Raw genomic sequence first — 22,221 nt, forward strand, 5'->3', positions numbered from 1 at the left:
TCAATTTGACGCGCTGCGGAAGGCGGACAATCTGCGCTGCGCTGCAGGCAAAGAGGGAGTGTTTTGCCTGCTTCCGTTCAAGCAAACAAGAAAAGAAAGAACCCAACCGTGTCCCACGATCATTCACAAAAGCGCCTGGCCCCGGTGGTGATTGCGGCGATCGGTGTCGTCTTCGGCGACATCGGCACCAGCCCGCTCTACGCCCTGAAGGAAATCTTCAACGGCCATCACCCCATCGACGTCACCCCGGACAACATCCTCGGCATCCTGTCGATGGTGTTCTGGTCGATCATGGCGCTGGTCACCCTCAAGTACGTCACCGTGATCATGCGGGCCGACAACCGCGGCGAGGGCGGCTCCCTGGCGCTGCTCTCGCTGATCACCGAAAACTCCCGCAACCGGGTGGTGACCTGGGTGATCTCGCTGCTGGGCATCTTCGCCGCCGCGCTGTTCTACGGGGACAGCATGATCACCCCGGCGATCTCGGTGCTGTCGGCGGTCGAGGGGCTCGAGATCGTCTCGCCGGACTTCAAGACCTACGTGCTGCCGATCACCCTGGTGATCCTCACCGGGCTATTCTTCATCCAGAGCCGCGGCACCGGCACCGTCGGGCTGTTCTTCGGCCCGGTGATGGTGGGCTGGTTCGGCGTGCTGGGGGTGCTCGGCGCCCTCGAGATCGCCCGCCACCCGGATGTGCTGGCGGCCCTCAACCCGCTCTACGCGGCGCGCTTCATCCTCAACCATCCGGGGCTCGCCTTCCTGGCGCTGGGTTCGGTGGTGCTGGCCGTCACCGGTGGCGAGGCGCTCTACACCGACATGGGCCACTTCGGCCGCTACCCGATCCGCCTCGCGTGGTTCGGCTTTGTCATGCCGGCGCTGGTGCTCAACTACTTCGGCCAGGGCGCTCTGCTCCTCAACGAACCCGCCGCCATCGAGAGCCCGTTCTTCCACCTGGGCCCCAACTGGGCGCTGATCCCGATGGTGGTGCTGGCCACCATGGCTACCGTCATCGCCTCCCAGGCGGTGATCTCCGGCGCCTTCTCGGTGGCCCGGCAGGCGGTGCAGATGGGCTTTCTGCCGCGGATGCTGATCATCCACACCTCCGGCAAGGAAGAAGGCCAGATCTACGTGCCCTTCACCAACTGGACGCTGTACTTCGCCGTGGTGGCGCTGGTGGTGGGCTTTGGCAACTCGTCCAACCTGGCGGCCGCCTACGGCATTGCGGTCACGGGCACGATGCTGATCGACACGGTGCTGGTGGCCTTCGTGATGGTGCTGCTGTGGCGCTGGCATCCGCTGGTGGTGACGCTGGTGGCCGGTGGCTTCCTGATTGTCGACATCGCCTTCTTCGCCGCCAATGCGATCAAGATTCCGCAAGGCGGGTGGTTCCCCATCGTGATGGCGATCGTGTCCTTCACGGTGCTCACCACCTGGCGCCGCGGGCGTCGGCTGGTGCGTCGCGAGCTGGCCAAGCAGGGCGTGCCGATGCCGGCCTTCCTCAAGATGCTCGGATCGGACGTGCACCGGGTGAGCGGCACGGCCGTGTTCATGACCGGCTCCAAGGAAGGCGTGCCGGCCGCGCTGCTGCACAACCTCAAGCACAACCAGGTGCTCCACGAGCGGGTCGCGCTGGTGACCGTCGAGACCACCGACACGCCCTACGTGAACGACCTGCACCGCCTCTACCTGCACCGCATGGAAAAAGGCTTCCTGCGCATCGTGATCCGCTACGGCTTCATGGAAGACCCGGACGTGCCTCAGGCGCTGGAGCACTGCCGGCGCCTGGGCGAGCCCTTCGAGATCATGGAGACCACCTTCTACGTCTCGCGCGAGACCGTGATCCCCGGCGTGCTGGGCCGCAAGATCCACCCGCTGCGGGCGCGCCTCTTCGCCTTCATGTCGAAGAACGCCACCAGCGCCACCGACTTCTTCAAGATCCCCAACAACCGGGTCGTCGAGCTGGGCACCCAGCTGGTGATCTGACCCACGCTGTGGCGGGCCGGCCCTCAGCCGCCCGCCGCGACGATCTGCCCGAGGCGCTTCAACGCCGCCTCGATGTTGGGGTTGAAGGGCGTGCCGCAGCTGATCCGCAAAAAGTGATCGAAGCGGCCGCTGTTGGAAAACATCAGCCCCGGCGCCACGCGGATGCCCTCCGCCAGCGCCGTATCAAACACCTGGCCGGATGACCGCCCACCCGGCATCTCCACCCACAGCATCATCCCGCCCGACGGCATGCTGAGCCGCGTGCCGGCCGGAAAGTACGCCGCGATGGCCCCCGCCGTGGCCGCCCGCTGGGCCTTGAGCAGCCGGCGAAGACGCACCAGATGGCGGTCATAGGCGTGGCTGCCCATGAACTCGGCAATCGCCAGTTGGGCCAGGGCGTCATTGGCGCGGCTCTGGGCGTGCTTGAGCATCCGGATGCGCGCCAGCCAGCGCCCGCCCAGCATCCAGCCGATGCGCATGCCCGGCGCCAGCGTCTTGTGCAGCGAGCCGCAGTGGATCACGTTGCCGCTCTTGTCCCAGGATTTGGCGGTGCGTAGCGGCAGATCGTCGTCGCTCAAGGCGCCGTAGATGTCGTCCTCGATCAGCGCCACCTTCGCCGCGTCGCACAGGGCCACGAGGCGCGCCTTCTCCTCGTCGGGCATCACACAGCCCAGCGGGTTCTGGAAGTTGGGCACCACCACCACCGCGCGGATCTGCGGATGGGTGGCGAGGGCCAGCTCCAGCGCCTCGACCGACATCCCGCGGCTGGGGCTGGTGGGGATTTCCAGCGCGTGGAGGCCCAGGCTCTCGATCACCTGCAGCAGGCCAAAATACGTGGGTGATTCCACCGCCACGGTGTCGCCGGGCTGGGTGACCGCCCGCAGCGCCAGGTTGAGCGCCTCGGTGCAGCCGTGGGTGACGACGATCTCGTCCGGCGTCGGGCTCATCCCCGCCGCCATTGCCCGCAGCGCCAGCACCGCCCGGAAACCCGGATCGCCCTGGGGCGGCACAGGGCTCACCAGCACCTCGGGGCGCCGCCGGAGGGCGCGCAGGGCGGCGTTCTTCAGCGCTTCCTGGGGGTAGCACTCGGGCGAGCCGAAGGCCAGCGCCAAGTTGGTGACCACCGGATGGCGCTCGCACTTCACCACGAAATCCGAGATGCGGTCGTGGATGCCGGAATAGGGCGCCGGATCTGGCGGAGCCGCCGTGGCGCCGGGCTCGGGCTCCTGCACCGGCTGGAGCACCGCCCGCCGAGGCGCCAGCACGAAGTAGCCGGAGCGCGGCCGGGCTTCGAGCAGTCCTTCGTCCTCCAGGCTGCGGCAGGCCTGCAGCGCGGTGGACAGGCTGACCCGGTGGGTGCGCATCAACGCCCGCACCGACGGCATCCGCGCGCCGGGCGCGAGCACGCCGCTGGCGATGGCCTGGCGGTAGTGGGCGGCAAGCTGGAGATAAAGCGGGGTATCCACGGTGGCGGCATCCATCGCGCCATGATCCCCGGGCCGGCCATCGGCCCCAAGGTACAGATCGGCGCAAAGCGCACAATAACAGATGCAGAAATCCGGCACTGCATCGATACAGAAAGCCGTTTCCTGTGCCTGTTGCGGCAAGCGCCCGGGCCGTAGGCTGACGTCGTCCCCAGCAAGGAGCACGACCATGGACCAGCAACCCGCCGACGACGCGCGCCGCCTCGAACTTCAGCGCGCAGAACAGTGGATGAAACACCTCGCGGCCGGCACCCGGCTCGTCGTGATCGACGGCGCCGCCCGGCTCGAAGGCCCGCCCTGCTGGCTGGGCGACACCTTGCACACGCCCCGCCAGCATCTCGCCGCCGGCGACGACTGGGTGGTGAGTACTACCGGATGGGTCAGGCTGAGCGCGGAGCGGCCATGCTCGCTGGTGTGCATCGCGCCCTCACACGCCAGCCCGGGCGGCTGGCTGAAGACGCGACTGGAGAAACTGCGGGAAAGACTGCGGGGATGGCTGCGGATCAGCGCGGCAGCAGACGGACGCCCGAAGGCTCACGATTACTCACCACCGGACGCGCGCCCAGCTCGGCCGGCGTGACCACCACCGGCACAACCGTGGCGCCCGCCTTGGGCGCCGGCGCCACGTAGGTGCAGGGCCGGTCGGTGAACACCACGTTGGCACCCTCGCCGCACTTGTAAACCGCGGCCTGGGCAGCCAGCGGCAACATCAGAACGCCCAGCACAAGCATCTTCATGATGACTCCCGAAACAGGGACGGCGAAGGAAGAGGACGGAAAAGGAAGGGCGGAAAGACTCAGCGCTTCGGGCGGTTCAGCCCGTAGCCCCGCTCGAAATCCCATTCGGCGAGGATCTCCGCCGCCTGGCAGGCCAGCTCTGCGTTGGCAAACCCCTCGGGCGAAGGCACCCGCACGAAAGTCTGGATCGGACGGCGATCGGTCTTGTGCAGGACGTCGTACCAGCCGTCCCATCGGTTCTGGCCCTGCCGCAGCACCGCGTAGGGCTTGAGGATCACATCCCGCTTGATCAACACCATCAGACTCTCCGTCCAGGAAGCGCCCTCTAAGCGGCGCGGTCACGGAACGGATTCTAGAGAGACGGCGCGACCGGAAAGTTAAACAACATCAAAACAGACACCCGCGAATCACATTGACACAAACCACCCCAGCCATACCCATTTCGGGTCTGGACAACTCCGAAAAGCCCAATATGGGTTGATGGATGATTCAACCATCGCTTCGGCGCACCCCGCTCCGGGCCGCCACCCGGAAGTAGATCCGGTAGGGCAGGCAGCGCAACAGCTTGAGCATCAGCGTGAAGCGTCGGGGAAAGTGGATCTCGAAGCGCCCCCGGGCCATCCCTTCGATGATCTGGCGGGCCGCGTCGGGCGCGCCGACCAGCGCCGGCATCTCGAAATCCACGCAGGCCATCAGCCGCGGCGTGGCAACGAAACCCGGGTTGATGAGGAACACCGACACGCCGTGGGGCGCCAGCTCCAGGTACAGCGTCTCGGCAAAATTGATCAGCGCCGCCTTGCTCGGCCCGTAAGCCAGCGCCTCCGGCAGCCCCCGATAGCCCGCCACACCGCCGACAATGGCGATCGCCCCACCCCGCTGGCGCAGGAGCTGGGGCACCACCGCCGCCACGCCATCGACCACCCCGAGGAGGTTGGTGTGCACCGTCTGCCGGGCGGTGTCGACGGTGAGATCCCAGGCCCGCATCGGCATGTAGGTGCCGGCGCTCAGGACCACCACATCCACTCCACCCCAGGCATCGAGGATCTGCATCATCGCCAGGGTGAAGGCGCCGGAGTCGGTCACGTCGAGGGGCAGCACCAGCGCCTCGTCAAAGCCCCGCGCCAGCTCCCGCAGGCGGCCCCCGCTACGGGCCGACAGGGCGAGCCGTGCGCCGCGAGCGTTGAGCTCGGCAGCCAGCGCCGCGCCGATGCCGCTCGAGGCACCGACGATCCACACCCGCTGGCCGCGCCAGTTGGTGATCGGCGTATTGAGGCGTCCCAACCAGCCCATGGCTCCCCCGCCCGCGCGAAACACCGGCGCCCCTCCGGTGCCGGGCCGCCCTTCTTTCAGCGTAGTGCATCCGCCGACGCCTGCCAGTCGAGTTGTGTCGCGCCTGCCTCATCCGTAACGCGGCGCCGGAACGAGCCGCTGGCGGGGCACCCGATCCATCGACCAGCTGGCCCGCGCCCAGGCCCACAGGGCGTCGAGACTCGCGTCGACCAGCCCGTCCGGGGGCGCCTGCCCGAGAAAATCCAGCGCATCCGCCAGCACCTGCTGGGGCCGGGCGTCCTCCACCGCCCGGGCCAGGGTCTGCTTGGAGAGCTTCTCGCCCGCGGCATTGCCCGCCACCGGCAGGTGGGCGTAGCGCGGCGTGGGATAGCCCAGCGCGCGCTGGAGCAGGATCTGGCGGGGCGTGGAATCGAGCAGATCGGCGCCGCGCACCACGTCGGTGACGCCGGCCTCGGCGTCATCCACCACCACCGCCAGCTGGTAGGCGAACAGGCCGTCGGCCCGCAGCAGCACGAAATCTCCCACGTCGGCCGCCACGTCCTCCTCCACGGGCCCCTGCACCGCGTCGTCAAAACTCACCACGCCGGGCGCAACCCGCAGCCGCCAGGCCCGCGCCTCGCGCCCTGCCGGCAGGCCATCGCGGCAGGTGCCGGGATAGCGCCGGGTGCCGTCCCGGGCGAGGGCCGAGTCGGCCATCTCCTTGCGGGTGCAGGCGCAGCCGAACACCCGCCCGGCAGCACGCAGGCGCTCGAAGGCCGCCTCATAGGCGAGCGTCCGTGCGCTCTGCCAAACCACTGGCCCGTCCCATTCAAAACCGAAGCGCGCCAGCGTGCGCAGAATGCCATCGGCCGCGCCGGGCACGCTGCGGGGCGTGTCCACGTCCTCGATGCGCAGCAGCCACCGCCCCCCTGCTGCCCGGGCAGCCAGGCAGCTCCCCACCGCCGCAACGATGGACCCGAAGTGCAGCGGCCCGGTGGGCGACGGCGCAAATCGCCCGACCGGCAGGCCCGCGCCGGCCGCCAGTTCATGACTGTTCACAAAAACATGCCTTAACAAATTTTGACATTTCCTTTTAAATCATCAAGTTACTGAAATAGCGCAGGAAACCTATGACTTTCGGCATATTTCACCAAACCCGCGGGCCCTTGATAATCGCGCTGGCGCTGCGTTTCCGTCTACGCCCGTTTTGCCCCACATCCCGCCGCATCTGCCCAACCCAAAGCCTCGTACCGACGCCCGCCGCATGAAACTTGGCACGCTTGCCCTCCTCCGCCAGGAATCGCCACGCAGCCCAGCTACCGGCACAGGCACATCCTCCACCCACCGGGCGAGTCTCCCGCTGCTCCATCTGGGCATCCAGTTTGCCGCCATCGTAACCGTGCTGGCCCTGTGGCCCCACATGGGCAACCAGGACCCACTGCTCGCCTGGTGGCTCGGGCTCACACTCAGCCAGCTGCTGATGCTCGGCATGTCCCTGCCCGACGCCCAGGCCAGCCCGCAGCCCCGGCACGACGACGTTCCCCTGCGCAGCTACTTCTCTTCCGCCGGCCCGATCATCGGCGGCGCAGCCTGGGGCGCCCTCGCCCTGGTCGGCCCCTACGACGCGAGCCCCCAGTCCCAGGCGATCCTGTGTGTGGTCCTGTGCAGCGTCACGCTGGCCGGTACCGGGTTCAGCCGCAGCGTGAGCAGCTACTCGGCCTTCGCCGCCACGGTACTGCTGCCGCTGTTCATCCTGCTGGTGGCGAGCCCACCGGCGCGGGTGCCAGGCGCGGCCTTCTGGCTGCTGGCGTTCGCCGCCTTCGCACTGATCGTACGCAGCCTGCACACCGGCCGTGAAGGCCCTCCGCAGGATAGCCTGGCCGCGTTCGAAACCACCTTGATGCCCCACCAGGCCATGGTCGACAACGCCCGCGCCGCCATCGTGCTGTCCCGCGGCAACCGGGTCGAACTGTGCAACCGGCGCTTTGCCGAGATGATGCGCGTCGACGAGAGCGGCATCGCCGGGTCCCGCCTGCTGGATGGCTTCGAGAGCCGGGCCGACTGGCACCATCACGCCCGGGCCGCCGATACGGCGATCCGGCGTGGCAGCACCTATCACGCCTCGACGCGCCTCCGGCGCCGCGACGGCAGCGTGTTCTGGGCCGAGATCACCGGCCAGGCGATCGACCCGGAGAGCCACCCGCCCCAGGTGGTCTGGGTGGCCTTCGACGTGACCGAGAGGATGATGGACAGCGCCCGCGAGGAGCTGCTCGCCTCGCAGCTGCGCACGCTGATCGCCCGGAGCACCGACTGGTACTGGAAGACCGACCCCCAGCACCGCCTGATGCACGTCACCCACGAAGCGGAACGCACCAACGACACCCTCAAGGTCAACCTGGGCCGCAAGTGGTGGCAGCTCCACCGCCAGGGCGGCAACGCGCGCCCCGGTCAATCCGACGTGCGCGCGGCCTTCGAAGGCTGCAACGGCTTTCGCGACCTGCTGGTTGAACTGCCCAACGGCAACAACCCGCCCCTGTGGCTGAGCCTGTGCGGCACACCGCGCTTCAACGAGCACGGCGCCTTCCTGGGCCACCACGGTACCGCCATCGACGTGACCGAGCAGGTGCGCAGCACCGAACGGATCCGCCACCTGGCCTACCACGACGCCCTCACCGGCCTGCCCAACCGGCGCCTGCTGACCGACCGGCTGACCCTCGCAATCGCCCGCGCCCAGCGCTATTCCGAGCGGGTCGGGCTGCTCTTTGTCGATCTGGATGATTTCCGGCGCATCAACGACCTGGGCGGCCACGCCGCCGGCGACCAGGCCCTGCTGGAGATCGCCGACCGCCTGCGCACCTGCGTGCGCGCCTGCGACACCGTGGCGCGCCTGGGCAGCGATGAATTCGTGATCCTGCTGGCCGAGCTCGACGAAGCCGGCGACGCCAACCGGGTTGCGGCGAAGATCCTCAGCACCCTGCACGAGCCCCTCGCCGCCCACACCGCCTGCCATCCGGTCAGCACAAGCATCGGCGTGGCCACCTTCCCGGAAGACGCGACGAGCGCCGAAGATCTCATCAAGATGGCCGACACCCGGATGTTCCGCGCCAAGCGGCGCGGCGGGCAGCGCATCGAAGGACGGGACGGCGCCCATCCCGGCGTCGCCCCCAGCCTCGCCACGCTGCCCGTCTGAATCAGGCCGGTTCGGCGCGCCGCACCCGGCGCTGACGCACGGCCTCGGCCAGCACGTCGAGCACCACCAGGCTGTCTTCCCAGCCGATGCACGCGTCGGTGATGCTCTTGCCGTACTCCAGCTCCACGCCCGGCTTCAGATCCTGACGACCTTCCTTAAGGTGGGATTCGACCATCACGCCCATGATGCGGTCGTTGCCGGCCGCCATCTGACCCGCCACGTCCCGCGCCACCTCCACCTGCAGCTTGTGCTGCTTGCGGCTGTTGGCGTGGGAGAAATCGATCATCAGCTTGCCCTGCACGCCCGCGGCGGAAAGCTCCTTGCAGGCCGCATCGACGCTGGCCGCGTCGAAGTTGGGGCCGGCGCCGCCGCGCAGGATCAGGTGACAGTCTTCGTTGCCGGCGGTGGACACGATGGCCGAGTGACCGGCCTTGGTCACCGACAGGAAGTGATGCGGCGCCTGGGCGGCCTTGATCGCATCCACGGCGATGCGCACGTTGCCATCGGTGCCGTTCTTGAAGCCCACCGGGCACGACAGGCCGGAGGCCAGCTCGCGGTGCACCTGGCTCTCGGTGGTGCGGGCACCGATGGCGCCCCAGGCGATCAGGTCAGCGATGTATTGCGGCGTGATCATGTCGAGGAATTCGGTGGCCGCCGACAGGCCCAGCTCGTTGATCTCGGCCAGCAGCTGGCGCGCCAGACGCAGGCCTTCGTTGATCGCGAAGCTGCCGTCCAGGTGCGGATCGTTGATCAGGCCCTTCCAGCCAACGGTGGTGCGCGGCTTCTCGAAGTACACCCGCATCACGATCAGCAGGTCGTCCTTCAGGCGCTCGGCCTCGACCTTCAGGCGGCGGGCGTATTCCATCGCCGCGGCGTAGTCATGGATCGAGCACGGGCCAATCACAACCAGCAGGCGGTCGTCGGCGCCAAACAGGATGCGGTGGATCGCCGTGCGCGCCTCGAAAGTGGTCGCCGCGGCCTTGGGCGATGCCGGAAACTCGCGCAGCACATGGGCGGGCGGGGCGAGCTCCTTGATGGCCTTGATACGGACGTCGTCGATGTGGATTTTCGAGGAGGCGTGCATGGTGAATCCTGTCGGCTTTGCTTGAGGGAATCGGCAATTCTAGCCGATGCGCCCGCCCCGTAACACGACGCCCTTCCCGTCGGCATGAATTGCGGCGCATCTGGCACCGACGCGCAGCCTTGAACTGTATTTTTATATAGTCTAATCTTGGCAAGATGAAGCCCCCAAGCCTGCCCCGCGGCCGCGGCAGCCGCCTCAATCCGGGCGACCGCTTTGCCGACTGGCAGCGCGCCGCCTTCGACGACGGCTGGGCCGACGACGTAGCGGATGAGCCCGATCACGGCCCGGCCACCACCCTGCTCCTCGACAAGGCCCGCTCGGTGATCGTCCGCAACGCCTCGCCCGACGTGCCCTTTGCCCAGTCGATCAACCCCTACAGGGGTTGCGAGCACGGCTGCGCCTACTGTTTCGCGCGCCCGGGCCATGCCTATCTAGGCCTCTCGCCGGGGCTGGATTTCGAGACGAAGATCGCCTGGAAACCCGACGCGCCGGCTGTGCTGCGGCGGGAGCTCGCCGCCCCCGGCTACCGCTGCCAGCCCGTTGCGCTGGGCATCAACACCGACGGCTGGCAGCCCGTCGAGCGGCGCCTGGGCCTGACCCGCCAGCTGCTGGCGATCCTTGCCGAAACCCGCCACCCGGTGTCCATCGTCACCAAGTCGGCGCTGATCGAGCGGGACATCGACCTCCTCGCCGATCTCGCCCGGGACGGGCTGGTGCAGGTGATGTTCTCGGTCACCACCCTCGATCCATGCCTCGCCCGCCAGCTCGAACCCCGCGCCGCCAGCCCGGCCCGGCGTCTGGCCGCCATGGCCCGGCTGCACGACGCCGGCGTGCCGGTGGGCGTGCTCTTCGCCCCGCTGATCCCGGCGATCAACGATCATGAAATGGAAAAGGTGCTCGAAGCGGCGCAGGCAGCCGGCGCCGATACGGCCGGCTACGTGCTGCTGCGTCTGCCGCGGGAGCTGCGGGCGTTGTTCGAGGACTGGCTCGTCGCCCATTACCCGGACCGGGCGGGCCATGTGCTGAGCCTGCTGCGCCAGCTTCGGGGTGGGGAACTCAACGACAGCCGCTTCGGCCACCGGATGCGCGGCGAGGGCGTGTTTGCCGATCTGTACAGCCAGCGCCTGCGGCGCTGCTGCGAGCGGCTCGGGCTCAATCGCAACCGCCGTCAGCTGGTCACCACGGCCTTCCGGCCGCCGGGGCGAGACGACGGTCAACTCGCGCTGTTCTGATCAGCGCGCCAAACAGCCCGAGCAACAACTTTCAGCGGCGGATCTGCACGCCCCACCCGAAGCCGCCGCCGTAACCACGGCGCCCAGGGTAGCCGTAGGGCCACATGGGGTCGCGGTAGGGCGAGTAGTAAGGAGAGTAGGTCGGGCCATAGTAGGCGCGACGGCGGCGCTCCTCTTCGGCCCGGGCGCGGTCTGCCGCCTCGATCCGGGCGGTGTCGGCACGCACCTTGTCGGCGGTGGCCTGGTCTTGCGCCCAGCGCGCCTGGGCGGCGGCAAGCTCGTCCAGCACCGCCGGGGCCACGCCCTGGCCGGCGAGGCGGGCACGCTCCTCGGGCGTCACCGCAAGATGGGTGCCGGTGCTGCGGATGTCCTCGATCAGCGCGGCGGGCGCCTCGCCCGCCCTGGAGCGCTGGATGATCTGCTCGATCGTCAGCGGCCCGGCGCGTCTTGCGGCGGCGATGGCCTCCAGCTCGCCCGGGCTCAATCGATCGGCGGAAGGCGCCACCCGCGGAGCAGCACACCCGGCCAGCACCGCCACCGATGCCGCAGCCGCCGCAAGCCATCCAAGACGCTTCATGGGCTCAGCTGGCGATCTTTTCATAGAGCGACACGACCGCGTCCATCTGTTCCAGGATGCGCTCGCTGGTGGTCGCCACATCGGCCGCGGCTTTCTTCAGATCGCCGGATGCGCGCAGGCTCAGGGCATTCTGGAAGAAGAACCACTGCTGCTCCACCAGCCCCAGCTCGGACTTGATCTGAGCGGTGTTCTGGGGCGCGGTCTTGAGCTCGTCCAGGGCCTTGGCGAACTCCTTCATCGCCCCGTCAAGCATCTCCCGGGCGGGCTCGGGATTGACGCCCACCTGCCGGAAGAAATAGGCCTTGGCCATCCGCTGGGACAGCATGCGCTGCCGGCCCGAGAGGTTGACCAGCCGGCCGGCCGGTGTGCCTGCCACCCTTTCGTAGGCGACGGTGAGCTTCTGCGCCGCGCCGAGCACCGCGTCGCTGCCGCCCCACACCAGCTTGGCGTCGGAGCGGATGTCCGCCAGCAGCGGCCGATAACGGCTCCACTCGGATTCGAGGAGCATATACGCGGAGCGGACTTCGTCGTTGGGCTGCAGGCCACGCAGCTCGACAAGCTGCTGGTCGAAGAGCCGCACCGAGTGGTCGAGGATGCTCTTTGCCCGATCGGGCAGCACGCCTTCGACCAGCATCAGCCACGCCTTGGCGCTGCGCTGGGACAGCATCCGCTGGCGGCCGGCGCGGTTGATCGCACCAGCCAGCGACAGGCCCGCAGGCGCGGGCGGCGTCGGCGCAGCCTGAAGTGCCGACGTCAGCGGCACGAGGGTGGCAGCAGCAAGAAACTCACGGCGCTTCATTTCAACCTCCAGTTCCACCCACAGTCAGCCCGTCGATGCGCAGGGTCGGCTGGCCGACGCCCACCGGCACGCTCTGGCCGTCCTTGCCGCAGGTGCCGACGCCCGGGTCCAGCGCCAGATCGTTACCGATCATCGAGACGCGGGTCAGGCAGTCCGGGCCGTTGCCGATGAGCGTGGCGCCCTTCACCGGGCGGGTGACCTTGCCATCTTCGATGAGGTAGCACTCGGACGTGGATAACACGAACTTGCCCGAGGTGATATCCACCTGGCCGCCACCGAAGTTGGCGGCGTAGAGGCCGTTCTTCACCGACGCGATGATCTCGGCCGGCTCGTGCTGGCCGGCCAGCATGATGGTGTTGGTCATGCGCGGCAGGGGCAGGTGGGCGAAGGATTCGCGGCGGCCGTTGCCGGTGGGCGCGACCCCCATCAGGCGGGCGTTGAGCATGTCCTGCATGTAGCCGGTGAGGATGCCGTCCTCGATCAGCACGGTGCGCTGGGTGGGGTTGCCCTCGTCGTCGATGGTGAGCGAGCCGCGGCGGTCCGGCAGGGTGCCGTCATCCACCACCGTCACGCCCTTGGCCGCCACCTGCTGGCCGATGCGGCCGCAGAAGGCCGAGCTTTCCTTGCGGTTGAAGTCGCCCTCCAGCCCGTGGCCGATGGCCTCGTGGAGCAGGATGCCGGGCCAGCCGTTGCCGAGCACCACGGTCATCAGGCCGGCCGGTGCCGGGCCGGCGCCCAGGTTGACCCGCGCCTGATGCACCGCCGCCTTGGCAAAGCCGGCCAGCACCTCGTCGCTGAAATAACCGTAGTCGTAGCGCCCGCCGCCACCGCCGGAGCCCTGCTCACGGCGGCCGTTCTCTTCCATGATGACGCTCACCGACACCCGCACCAGCGGGCGCACGTCGGCCGCCAGATGGCCGTCGCTGCGCGCCACCAGCACGACTTCCCACGAGCCGACGAGGCTGGCCATCACCTCCTTGACCCGCGGGTCTTCAGCCCGCGCCATGGCTTCGAGGCGCTCCAGCAGCTGGACCTTGGCCACGTCGTCCAGCGAGCCGTGGGGGTTGTCGGCCCGGTACAGGGCCGGCGGGCCCTTCTTGGCGGCCTCGATCTTGTGGGCCTTGCGGCGGCCACTGTCGGCGATCGCGCGGGTGGCCGCGGCGGCATCCTTCAGGGCCTTCAGGCTGATGTCGTCGGAGTAGGCGAAAGCGGTCTTCTCGCCGGTGATGGCGCGTACGCCCACGCCCTGCTCGATGTTGAAGCTGCCCGACTTGACGATGCCCTCCTCCAGGCTCCAGGCCTCGGAGCGGTGGTACTGGAAGTACAGGTCGGCGTAGTCGAGCTTGTGCCGGAAGAGCTTGCCGAAGACCTTGTCGAGATCCTCGAAGTCGAGGTCGTAGGGCTTGAGCAGCAGCTTGCTGGCGATCTTCAGGGGGTTCTGCGGGGGATTCTTGCTCATGTTCGGGTGCGGCTTTCAGCTGATCTTGCGGTGTTTGAGGGCCGGCAGGCTGGCACGGACTTCGGCGATGCGGGCCGGATCGAAGTCGGCGACGACCACGCCCGGGCCTTCCGGCAGGCGGGCCACGATTTCGCCCCACGGATCGATGATGAGGCTGTCGCCCCAGGTGCGCCGGCCGCCCGGGTGGGTGCCGCCCTGGGCGCTGGCGAGCACGTAGCACTGGTTCTCGATGGCCCGGGCGCGCAGCAGGACTTCCCAGTGGGCGCGGCCAGTGGTGTAGGTGAAGGCGGCGGGCAGGACGATCAGATCGACCTCGCCCATCGCCCGGAAGAGTTCGGGAAAGCGCAGGTCGTAGCAGATCGACAGACCGACGGTGCCGCACGGGCCGTCGAAGGTGACCACGTCGCTGCCGGGCTCGATGGTGGCGGATTCGTCGTAGCGCTCGCTGCCCCGCACAAAGCCAAAGAGATGCACCTTGTCGTAGCGGGCCACGCGCCGGCCGGTGTCGTCGAAGACCATGGTGGTGTTGCGCACCTTGTCCGGCACATCGGCCTCGAGCGGGCACGAGCCGCCCACCAGCCACACCTTGTGGCGGCGCGCGGCGTCTTTCAGGAAGGCCTGGATCGGGCCGTCGCTGTCCCGTTCGCGGATGCGCACCTTGGCGGTTTCGTCAGGGGTGATGAGCGGAAAATATTCGGGCAGCACGACGAGGCGCGCGCCGGCAGCGGCAGCCTCGCCGATCAGCCGGTCGGCCTCGGCGAGGTTGGCGTCCACATCGGGGCCCGACACCATCTGGACGGCGGCGATACGGCAGGAAGGGCGGTCGCTCATTGTTTATCCTCACGGGATGGATCGGCGCGGTCCGGGGCCCGGCGCAGCACCGGGGCGGGCGCGGCGGAGATCTTTTCAACCTTGGGATCGGACCATCCCCCGGTTACGGCGTATTCGAAGCTGAACAGTTTTTCCACCGGGTCGCGCAGCACCTTCTGGACAAGGTAGGCCGCAAGACCGACCGCCGGATTGATCACCCCGGTGGTCGCAATGGCAGAACCGAAGGCGACGGACTCGGACAGCGTCGGCTGGACGCGCACCCGCAGGTTCTGGGTTTCGCGGCCGGCGTCGGCCTCGCCGCTCATGAACACCCGCGCTGCGGGGCCGAGGATCTCGAGGTCGTCAGTCCGGAGCACGCCCTGGTTCATCTGGATGCTACCGGAAATGCGGTCGAAGGCGAATCCTTCGGAAAACACGTCGCGGAAGTCCAGGGTGATGCGCCGCGGCAGCGCCTGCAGGCTGAGCACCCCGAGCAGACGCCCGACGCCCGGCTCGAGCTGGGCGAACTGTCCGTTTTCCGCCTGAACGCGCATCTTGCCTCCAAGACTGGCGATGTGCAGCGCGGTCGGCGGGCCGTGCCAAACCACTTCGCCTTCGAGTTCGCCCTTGCCGCGCCGCACGGCCTCGGGGTAGCCGAGCCGGGCGAGCATCTTTTCCACATTGCTCACGTCGAGCTTGAAGCCGAGCCGGGTTTCCTCCCGGGCGCCCGGCCGCCACACGCCCTTGCCCGACAGGCTGCCGTCCGGGTTGGTGATGGTGAGCTGGTCGAGCCGCCACAGGTCGCCCCGGTTGGCGGCCTTGAGTTCGAGCCGGCCGAGCTGGTGGCCCCGCAGCACGAAGCTGTCGGCGGTCACGTCCAGCCCGGGCAGTTCGGACAGGCGTTCCTCGTCGGGCCGGGAGGTGTCGGCCGCGCCGTCCTTGGCGCCGCTTCCCAGCGCCAGCTGACGGAAGCGGGCCTGGAGCCGGCCACGGCCCTGGTCGCGCCACATGATGTCGCCGGTGGCCTCCTTGCTCGACATCCGCGCCTGCCAGCCGCCTTCCTCCATCACCGCCCTGAGATTCACATCGCTGAGACGCTGACCGAGGATGCGAAGTTCGCCGGCCCGGAGCGCCAGCCCGGAAAGCGGAAAGCCCGCGTCGCCGGTGCCCGTCGGGTCGGCCGGGCGCTGCTGCCGCTCGGGGTTGCCCTCCAGCGCCTTGCGCCAGGCGTCGGCATCGAGCCGGTCGGCGTTGGATGCCACCAGCACGCCCTTGTCGGCCAGCCGCACCGGCTCGTTGAGGGCGATCCCCCCGCGGGTGATGATCGCCTTGCCGTGCTCGAAGCGCCGCTGGAACTGGGCCTGGAAGACCGACCCGGCCGACAGCTTGAGCACGTCGCCCGTCACCCCGCCGCTTCCCGGCGGCACGCTGATCTCGAAGCGGAAGGGCAGGCTGCCGGCGGCCGACTTGTTGAGCGGGTCGGGCAGGCTCGACACCACACCCTGCAGGTTGCTGTCGAGGGCAAACTCGACGCCGCCCTTCTTGGGCACCGTCACCGCGCCCTTCCAGGCTGCGCTGCCGGAAAGGTGGTCGAGGAGCGGCAGGTCGAGCTCCTGGCGCAGCGCGGCGACGCTCAGGCTGCCCTGGGCGTTGAGCACCACGCTGCCGTCCGGGCGGGTGCCACCGGCCACGCTCACCGCGTCGCCCAGCACCTTCGCGACGCCGTTCTTCACCGTCAGCTGGCTCTCCGTGAAGCCGATCCGCCCGCCCGCATCGGCAAAGACCGGCAGGGCCGGATCGACCTGCAGCCGGTTGCGGGCAAAGACGTATTCGCCGCGCACCTTCGATTCGTGCATGTGGTGCAGGGGCAGCACCAGCTGCAGGCTCAGGTTGCCGGCGCCCTCGACCCGGAAGGGATCGGTGAAGTGGTTGATGCTGTCGCCCACCGGGCTCTGAGCGATGAAGCGCAGGAAATCCTGGCTCGGGCCACTCGCCGCGCCGTTGATGGTGAGCACCGCGTCGTGCTCGAAATCCGGCAGCACCACGCTCACGTCCTTCAGCTCGGCGCCGAAGATGCGGCCGCGGTGGGCCTTGATGTTCATCCCCGCGCCCTCGAAGAGCAGTTCGCCGGAGATGCCGTCGATCTTCGGCCAGCCCTGGGCGTAGTCGAGCTGGCCATCGGTCACCCGGGCGGTGACACGGAAGGTGCCGTCCTTGGGGTTGCGGAACGGAAACTTCGCCAGATCACCCTTGAGCACCAGCCGCGCGTCCTGTGCCTTGCCGCCGACGAGGCTGTGCTGCAGCCAGTCGCGGGCGCCGGCGCCGACCACCGCCGGCATGTAGCGCCACACGGCGCGGGCATCAGCCTCGGAGAGGCGCGCCTGCAGGTCGATCTCGCCCGGCGTGTCGGCGTGGGCGCGGTAACGCCCGGCGGCAGAACCGCGGGTGTCGCGGTTGGCGAAGTTGGCGCTGGCGAGGCTCACCTCCAGCCGCCCGTCCGGATGGCTCCAGCTGCCTTCGGCCGAGATCTCGGCCAGGGCCAGCTGTGGCTGGGGAAAGATCTGCGGCAGCTCAAGCGTGGCGTCGCGGCCGGTGAGGTTGAAGCGCCCACCTCGCTCGTTGCCATCCACCCGCCCCGACAGCCCGGAGAACCCCGGCCACGCACCCACTGGCTCGATGCCCAGCCCAGCGAAGCGCGCATCCACCGAATAGCTGAGCAGCCGCCCCGCGTCGCTGCTCCATTTGAGATTGACCGGCGCGACGCTGCCCTGGGGCGCCAGACTGGCCAGCCGGGCGCGGACGGCCGGGTCGAGGGGCAGGCGCTCCGCCAGCCGCGACAGCACGCCCAGGTCGAGCCGGTTGGCGACGAACTCACCGCGGGCCGGCGTGGCGCCGGATTTGTCGCGCAGGGAGAGGAAGAAATCGGTGGGCGCGAGGCTCAGGCCATCCTTGCTCTCGAGGCTGAGCTGGCGGCCGCTGGCTTCGGTGACGCCGCCCTCGTCGTGATAGCGCAGCCGGCCGGACGCCCGCACCAGCGGGATGGGCTCCAGCTCCTTCGCCAGCCGGGCGCGGGCGTTGCTGAGGGCAAAATCGGTGGTGATGCCGGTGGCGCGGCCGTCGGCAAACTCGAACCACACCCGCAGCCCGCCGGCGCCTTCGACCGCCAGCGGGTAATCCACCCACTGGCGCCACGCCCCCAGATCGGCGTAATCGAGCCCGGCGTAAAGCTCGCCTCGCCATTCGGCGGGCTTGGCCGGATCGCGCCCGCGCAGGTCGCCGCGCAGGTCGAGCGTGGCCGCCAGGCGGCTGGGCGGCTGGGCGGTGAGGCCGAACCGGTGGTGGCTGCCGCTGTTGTCGAGGCGGAACTCCAGCTTGTCGAGCACCAGCTCGTCAGCCCCGCGCAGGGCGTCGCGCCAGCTGAGGCGGGCGTTGCGGATCTGGATGCGGCGCTGGTCGAACAGCCATTGGGCGAAATCGCCCTTCTCGCCGTCGGTCTTGACCGCCAGCCCGGCGACGAAGATCTGCCCGTCGGCGTCGCGGCGGATGGCCAGATCGGGGGAGTCGATCTCCAGCCGATTGAGGCGCAGCCGCATCAGCAGCAGCGACACCCAGGCCGGCTCGGCCTCGACATGGTCGAGGGTCAGGGCCGGCTGGCCGGCGGCATCCTTGATGGTGAGCCCGTCGATGCGGAAAGTGGGGTGCAGGCCGGCCCAGTCGGCGGTGAGGCTGGCGATCTCCACCGGCCGGCCGAGGGAGCGGGACAGCAGATCGGCCACCTCGCCCCGGTAGGCCGGCACGTTGGGCAGCACCCCGTGACGGATGGCCAGGAAAGCCACGCCGCCGACGAAATATGCCACCAGCGCCAGCACCGCCAGGCGGTGCAGGCAGAAGCGCGGCAGGTGCAGCAGGGACGACAGGGAGAATCGCCGTTCGGTCACTCGGAAGGCAGGCGCGGGCCGCAGGTGGGATCAACAGCGCACCGCCGCGCACCGACGCATCCGGCATCAGGCTTGACGAAAATCAGTCCGGCAGACATAACTCGGGGCGAACATAGACAATCGCCCATTCTACCAATCGGCCCACGCCATGTCCGAACAGCCCAAAGATCCGGCAGCCAGCCTGCCCAAGCCCATCGAAGACGCCCTCGCCTGCTCGCGTTTCCTGCGCCGCCAGCTCGACAGCCGCAGCTGGCTCGGCCCGCGCCTCGCCGCCAGCATCGGCCAGCCCCTCGACGCCGCAGCCCTGCGGGATTTCCTGCGCGACGAGAAGGTGGACGACAACACCCTCAAACCGGTGCTGCGCCGGCTGCGGGCCTGGGTGATCTGCCACGTGCTGGTGCGCGACATCGCGCGGCTGGCCGATCTCACCGAAGTCACCGAGACGATGACGCTCCTGGCCGACATCGCCGTGGAGGCCGCCCACGACATCCTGCGCGAGCAGCTCGTCGCCCGCCACGGCGTTCCGCTTTCGGCCGACGGCCGGGAGCAGGAGTTCATCATCATCGGGATGGGCAAGCTCGGCGGCCGCGAGCTCAACGTCTCGTCGGACATCGATCTGATCTACGTCTACCCCGAGGACGGCAGCACCGCCGGCCCCAAGATCATCGACAACTTCGAGTTCTTCACCAAGCTCGGCCGCGGCATCATCCAGGCCCTCAACGACCTCACCGGCGACGGCCAGGTGTTCCGCGTCGACATGCGCCTGCGCCCCAACGGCGATTCCGGCCCGCTGGTGGCGAGCTTCGACATGCTCGAAAACTACTTCATCACCCAGGGCCGCGAGTGGGAACGCTACGCCTGGATCAAGGCCCGGGTGATGACCGGCATCCGCGGCGCCGAGCTCAACGCCATCGCCCGCCCCTTCATCTTCCGCAAGTACCTGGATTTCGGCGCCATCAACGCCATGCGCGACCTGCACGCCCAGATCCGCCGCGAAGTGGCCCGCAAGGACATGGCCAACAACGTCAAGCTGGGCCCCGGCGGCATCCGCGAGATCGAGTTCCTGGCCCAGGTGTTCCAGCTCATCCGCGGCGGCCGCGACACCGCGCTCCAGATCAAGCCCACCGTCAAGGTGCTGGCGCGGCTGGCCGAACGCGGCATCGTCACCCGCGAAGCCGAGCGCGAGCTGGCCGCCGCCTACGACTTCCTGCGCCGGGTCGAGCATCGCCTTCAGTACATGGACGACGCCCAGACCCACAACCTGCCCACCAACCCGGCCGACCAGACGATCCTCGCCCGCTCGATGGGCTTTGCCTCCTACGAGGCCCTGCTCACCGAACTCGACGACCACCGGGAATCCGTCGGCCGCCACTTCAACAGCGTCTTCGGCAACCCCACCGAGGCCGGCCACAACCTCGACACCCTGTGGGCCTCCGCCTGCGACGAAGCCCGCGGCACCGAGGAATTCCAGCGCCTCGGCTACCCCGACCCGGCCGCCGCCGCCCGCCGGCTGTCCACCCTGCGCAGCGGCAACCGCTACCAGCAGATGCCGCCGTCCATCAAGCAGCGCTTCGATCCGCTGATCCCGCGGGTCATCGAGGCCGCCGCCGAAACCGCCCATCCCAACGCCACCTTCGAGCGCCTGCTCGACCTGCTCGACGCCATCAGCCGCCGGGGCGCCTACCTGGCGCTGCTCCAGCAGTATCCGCAAACCGTGCACAAGATCGCCGAGCTGGTGAGCGCCTCCGCCTGGGCCGCCCAGTTCCTCAACCAGCACCCGATCCTGCTCGACGAAGCCATCGACCCGCGGATGCTCGAGGAAGAGCTCGACCTGCCCGCCTTCCGCGCCGATCTGGCCCGCCAGCTCGACGAGCTCGAGCCCGACATGGAACGCCAGATGGACCTGATGCGCGAGCAGCACCACGCCCAGGTCTTCCGCCTGCTCACCAAGGACATCGCCGGCAAGCTCACCGTCGAGCGCCACGCCGACTTCCTCTCGGCGCTGGCCGACATCATGGTGGACCTCGCCGTCACCTGCAGCTGGCGCAAGATCAAGAACCGCCACCGGGACGCGCCTCAGTTTGCGGTGCTCGCCTACGGCAAGCTGGGCGGCAAGGAGCTCGGCTACGCATCCGACCTCGACATGGTTTTCGTCCATGACGACGACGCCCCCGAGGCCGCCGAGATCTACACCCGTCTTGGCCAGCGCACCAACACCTGGCTATCCACCCAGACCCCCGCCGGCCAGCTCTTCGAGACCGACCTGCGCCTGCGCCCCAACGGCGATTCGGGCCTGATGGTGGTGTCGCTCGACGCCTTCCGCCAGTACCAGCTCGAAAACGCCTGGGTGTGGGAACACCAGGCCCTCACCCGCGCCCGCTTCTGCGCCGGCGATCCGACCATCGGCCGCAAGTTCGAGGCGATCCGCATCGAGGTGCTCCGCCAGCAGCGGGATCTCGCCAAGCTGCGCGAAGAGGTCATGGCCATGCGCCTGAAGATGTTCGATGGCCACCCCAACAAGACCAGCCTCTTCGACCTCAAGCACGACCGCGGCGGGCTGGTGGATGTGGAGTTCATCGTCCAGTATCTGGTGCTCGGCTATTCCCACGCCCACCCCAGCCTCACCGGCAACCTGGGCAACATCGCGCTGCTCGGGATGGCCGGCGAGCTGGGCCTGATCCCCGCAGATCAAGCCGCCGTCGCCGCCGACAGCTACCGCGAGTACCGCCGCCTGCAGCACGGTCTGCGCCTCAACAACCAGGCCTCGCGGGTCGATCCCGACCTCGTCGCCGACATGGCCGCCGGCGTGCGCGCCCTCTGGAACCAGGTCTTCGACGACACCCTGCCGGTCTGACCGGCCGGCCACGTAGCCACGCGAATGGCGCGGCGGGGAGGACGAACTCCACGCCGCGCCATAACAATCCGCAAAAAAAGTCAACACGAGCACCGCCAAAGCCGTACAATCCGCCGTCCGTACGCCAACCAATCAGCGTACCGGCCTCCCATCATTCGTTTCGTCCGATCCAAACGCGATCACGAACACTCGTTGCGCCCGCCCCGATTGGTGCCGCTCATCTCAAGCGGTCAGGCCGTCGCAGGAGCACACAATCCAATGACCCAACCCCAGCCCGCCACGCAAGTGGCAGGGACGATCGGCTTTGCCGATCTGGCCCTCAGCGCCCCCATCCAGCAAGCCATCGCCGAAACCGGCTATACCACCCCCACCCCGATCCAGGCCCAGGCGATTCCGCAAGTGCTCGCCGGCGGTGACCTGATGGCCGCCGCCCAGACCGGCACCGGCAAGACCGCCGGCTTCACGCTGCCGATCCTGCACCTGCTCTCCGAAGCCCACGCCCACAACCAGAAACCCGGCCGCCCCCGCTGCCTGATCCTCACCCCGACGCGCGAACTCGCCGCCCAGGTCGAGGAATCGGTCCAGACCTACGGCAAGCACCTGCCCCTCACCTCAATGGTGATGTTCGGCGGCGTGGCCATCAACCCGCAGATCACCCGCCTCAAGAAGCGTATCGACATCCTCGTCGCCACGCCGGGCCGCCTGCTCGACCACAACACCCAGGGCACCATCGACCTCTCCGGCGTCGAGATCCTGGTGCTGGACGAAGCCGACCGCATGCTCGACATGGGCTTCATCCGCGACA

At 68.7% G+C, this 22,221-nt stretch carries 17 protein-coding genes; 6 read left to right on the top strand and 11 right to left on the bottom strand.

Going from position 1 to position 22,221, the window contains the following annotated elements:
* Window positions 1-108 precede the first annotated feature (108 nt).
* Window positions 109-1,983 carry a potassium transporter Kup gene (locus tag Q0672_RS18815; RefSeq protein ID WP_298624718.1) on the top strand — a complete coding sequence of 625 codons (1,875 nt, stop codon included), beginning with the start codon at window positions 109-111 and terminating at the stop codon, window positions 1,981-1,983.
* A gap of 23 nt (window positions 1,984-2,006) precedes the next feature.
* Here the strand turns inward: Q0672_RS18815 and Q0672_RS18820 are convergent, their stop codons facing one another.
* The gene (locus Q0672_RS18820; protein ID WP_298624719.1) at window positions 2,007-3,464 is read right to left on the bottom strand and encodes a PLP-dependent aminotransferase family protein; all 1,458 of its coding nucleotides are present in this window, start codon (window positions 3,462-3,464) and stop codon (window positions 2,007-2,009) included.
* A gap of 172 nt (window positions 3,465-3,636) precedes the next feature.
* Between Q0672_RS18820 and Q0672_RS18825 the strand changes: the two genes are divergently transcribed.
* A complete protein-coding gene (locus tag Q0672_RS18825; RefSeq protein WP_298624720.1) occupies window positions 3,637-4,047 on the top strand; it encodes a hypothetical protein in 411 nt (136 codons plus the stop codon).
* On the opposite strand, the gene Q0672_RS18830 is transcribed toward Q0672_RS18825, so the two are convergent.
* From Q0672_RS18830 to gluQRS, 4 genes are all read right to left on the bottom strand, one after another.
* Entirely contained in the window at window positions 3,971-4,204 is a 234-nt protein-coding gene (locus Q0672_RS18830; RefSeq protein ID WP_298624721.1) for a DUF4124 domain-containing protein, read from the bottom strand. The two genes, Q0672_RS18825 and Q0672_RS18830, sit on opposite strands and share 77 nt — an antisense overlap.
* 59 nt (window positions 4,205-4,263) lie before the next feature.
* Window positions 4,264-4,503, bottom strand: a complete 240-nt coding sequence (locus Q0672_RS18835) for a hypothetical protein (RefSeq protein ID WP_153163213.1) — start codon at window positions 4,501-4,503, stop codon at window positions 4,264-4,266.
* A gap of 190 nt (window positions 4,504-4,693) precedes the next feature.
* Entirely contained in the window at window positions 4,694-5,494 is an 801-nt protein-coding gene (locus tag Q0672_RS18840) for an SDR family oxidoreductase (protein ID WP_298624722.1), read from the bottom strand.
* 108 nt (window positions 5,495-5,602) lie between these two features.
* Complete coding sequence (gene gluQRS / locus Q0672_RS18845; RefSeq protein ID WP_298624723.1) at window positions 5,603-6,532, bottom strand: tRNA glutamyl-Q(34) synthetase GluQRS; 930 nt, start codon at window positions 6,530-6,532, stop codon at window positions 5,603-5,605.
* Window positions 6,533-6,737: 205 nt separating this feature from the next.
* Between gluQRS and Q0672_RS18850 the strand changes: the two genes are divergently transcribed.
* Window positions 6,738-8,663: a diguanylate cyclase gene (locus tag Q0672_RS18850; RefSeq protein WP_298624724.1), complete on the top strand. Its 1,926-nt coding sequence runs from the start codon at window positions 6,738-6,740 to the stop codon at window positions 8,661-8,663.
* Between the two features lies 1 nt (window position 8,664).
* On the opposite strand, the gene aroG is transcribed toward Q0672_RS18850, so the two are convergent.
* Entirely contained in the window at window positions 8,665-9,747 is a 1,083-nt protein-coding gene (aroG, locus tag Q0672_RS18855) for a 3-deoxy-7-phosphoheptulonate synthase AroG (RefSeq protein WP_298624725.1), read from the bottom strand.
* Window positions 9,748-9,902: 155 nt separating this feature from the next.
* Here aroG and Q0672_RS18860 point away from each other — a divergent pair, with 155 nt between their 5' ends.
* Entirely contained in the window at window positions 9,903-10,979 is a 1,077-nt protein-coding gene (locus Q0672_RS18860) for a PA0069 family radical SAM protein (protein ID WP_298624726.1), read from the top strand.
* Between the two features lie 31 nt (window positions 10,980-11,010).
* Here the strand turns inward: Q0672_RS18860 and Q0672_RS18865 are convergent, their stop codons facing one another.
* The 5 genes from Q0672_RS18865 to Q0672_RS18885 are packed head-to-tail and all read right to left on the bottom strand — an operon-like array spanning window position 11,011 to window position 18,562.
* Window positions 11,011-11,556, bottom strand: coding sequence for a hypothetical protein (locus tag Q0672_RS18865; RefSeq protein WP_298624727.1), 546 nt, complete (start codon window positions 11,554-11,556; stop codon window positions 11,011-11,013).
* A gap of 4 nt (window positions 11,557-11,560) precedes the next feature.
* The gene (locus tag Q0672_RS18870; protein ID WP_298624728.1) at window positions 11,561-12,355 is read right to left on the bottom strand and encodes a type IV pili methyl-accepting chemotaxis transducer N-terminal domain-containing protein; all 795 of its coding nucleotides are present in this window, start codon (window positions 12,353-12,355) and stop codon (window positions 11,561-11,563) included.
* Between the two features lies 1 nt (window position 12,356).
* Window positions 12,357-13,814: a metalloprotease TldD gene (gene tldD, locus Q0672_RS18875; protein WP_298624729.1), complete on the bottom strand. Its 1,458-nt coding sequence runs from the start codon at window positions 13,812-13,814 to the stop codon at window positions 12,357-12,359.
* A gap of 15 nt (window positions 13,815-13,829) precedes the next feature.
* Entirely contained in the window at window positions 13,830-14,645 is an 816-nt protein-coding gene (locus tag Q0672_RS18880) for a carbon-nitrogen hydrolase family protein (RefSeq protein ID WP_298624730.1), read from the bottom strand.
* Window positions 14,642-18,562 carry a YhdP family protein gene (locus Q0672_RS18885; protein ID WP_298624731.1) on the bottom strand — a complete coding sequence of 1,307 codons (3,921 nt, stop codon included), beginning with the start codon at window positions 18,560-18,562 and terminating at the stop codon, window positions 14,642-14,644. Before Q0672_RS18885 ends, Q0672_RS18880 begins: the two co-directional genes overlap by 4 nt.
* 148 nt (window positions 18,563-18,710) lie before the next feature.
* Between Q0672_RS18885 and glnE the strand changes: the two genes are divergently transcribed.
* The gene (glnE, locus tag Q0672_RS18890) at window positions 18,711-21,416 is read left to right on the top strand and encodes a bifunctional [glutamate--ammonia ligase]-adenylyl-L-tyrosine phosphorylase/[glutamate--ammonia-ligase] adenylyltransferase (protein WP_298624732.1); all 2,706 of its coding nucleotides are present in this window, start codon (window positions 18,711-18,713) and stop codon (window positions 21,414-21,416) included.
* A 258-nt stretch (window positions 21,417-21,674) separates the two neighbouring features.
* Window positions 21,675-22,221: DEAD/DEAH box helicase (locus tag Q0672_RS18895; protein ID WP_298624733.1), on the top strand; the 547-nt coding region annotated here is incomplete at its 3' end.

The organism is uncultured Zoogloea sp. (assembly GCF_937894855.1).
In the GTDB taxonomy this organism is placed as follows: domain Bacteria; phylum Pseudomonadota; class Gammaproteobacteria; order Burkholderiales; family Rhodocyclaceae; genus Zoogloea; species Zoogloea oryzae.

Bases quoted from the DNA above. Each gene is read 5' to 3' on its own strand.
- Q0672_RS18820 (WP_298624719.1), bottom strand. From the start codon at position 3,464: ATGGATGCCGCCACCGTGGATACCCCGCTTTATCTCCAGCTTGCCGCC.
- Q0672_RS18880 (WP_298624730.1), bottom strand. From the start codon at position 14,645: ATGAGCGACCGCCCTTCCTGCCGTATCGCCGCCGTCCAGATGGTGTCG.
- aroG (WP_298624725.1), bottom strand. From the start codon at position 9,747: ATGCACGCCTCCTCGAAAATCCACATCGACGACGTCCGTATCAAGGCC.
- Q0672_RS18870 (WP_298624728.1), bottom strand. From the start codon at position 12,355: ATGAAGCGCCGTGAGTTTCTTGCTGCTGCCACCCTCGTGCCGCTGACG.
- Q0672_RS18835 (WP_153163213.1), bottom strand. From the start codon at position 4,503: ATGGTGTTGATCAAGCGGGATGTGATCCTCAAGCCCTACGCGGTGCTG.
- Q0672_RS18830 (WP_298624721.1), bottom strand. From the start codon at position 4,204: ATGAAGATGCTTGTGCTGGGCGTTCTGATGTTGCCGCTGGCTGCCCAG.
- glnE (WP_298624732.1), top strand. From the start codon at position 18,711: ATGTCCGAACAGCCCAAAGATCCGGCAGCCAGCCTGCCCAAGCCCATC.
- Q0672_RS18840 (WP_298624722.1), bottom strand. From the start codon at position 5,494: ATGGGCTGGTTGGGACGCCTCAATACGCCGATCACCAACTGGCGCGGC.
- tldD (WP_298624729.1), bottom strand. From the start codon at position 13,814: ATGAGCAAGAATCCCCCGCAGAACCCCCTGAAGATCGCCAGCAAGCTG.
- Q0672_RS18825 (WP_298624720.1), top strand. From the start codon at position 3,637: ATGGACCAGCAACCCGCCGACGACGCGCGCCGCCTCGAACTTCAGCGC.
- Q0672_RS18850 (WP_298624724.1), top strand. From the start codon at position 6,738: ATGAAACTTGGCACGCTTGCCCTCCTCCGCCAGGAATCGCCACGCAGC.
- Q0672_RS18860 (WP_298624726.1), top strand. From the start codon at position 9,903: ATGAAGCCCCCAAGCCTGCCCCGCGGCCGCGGCAGCCGCCTCAATCCG.
- Q0672_RS18865 (WP_298624727.1), bottom strand. From the start codon at position 11,556: ATGAAGCGTCTTGGATGGCTTGCGGCGGCTGCGGCATCGGTGGCGGTG.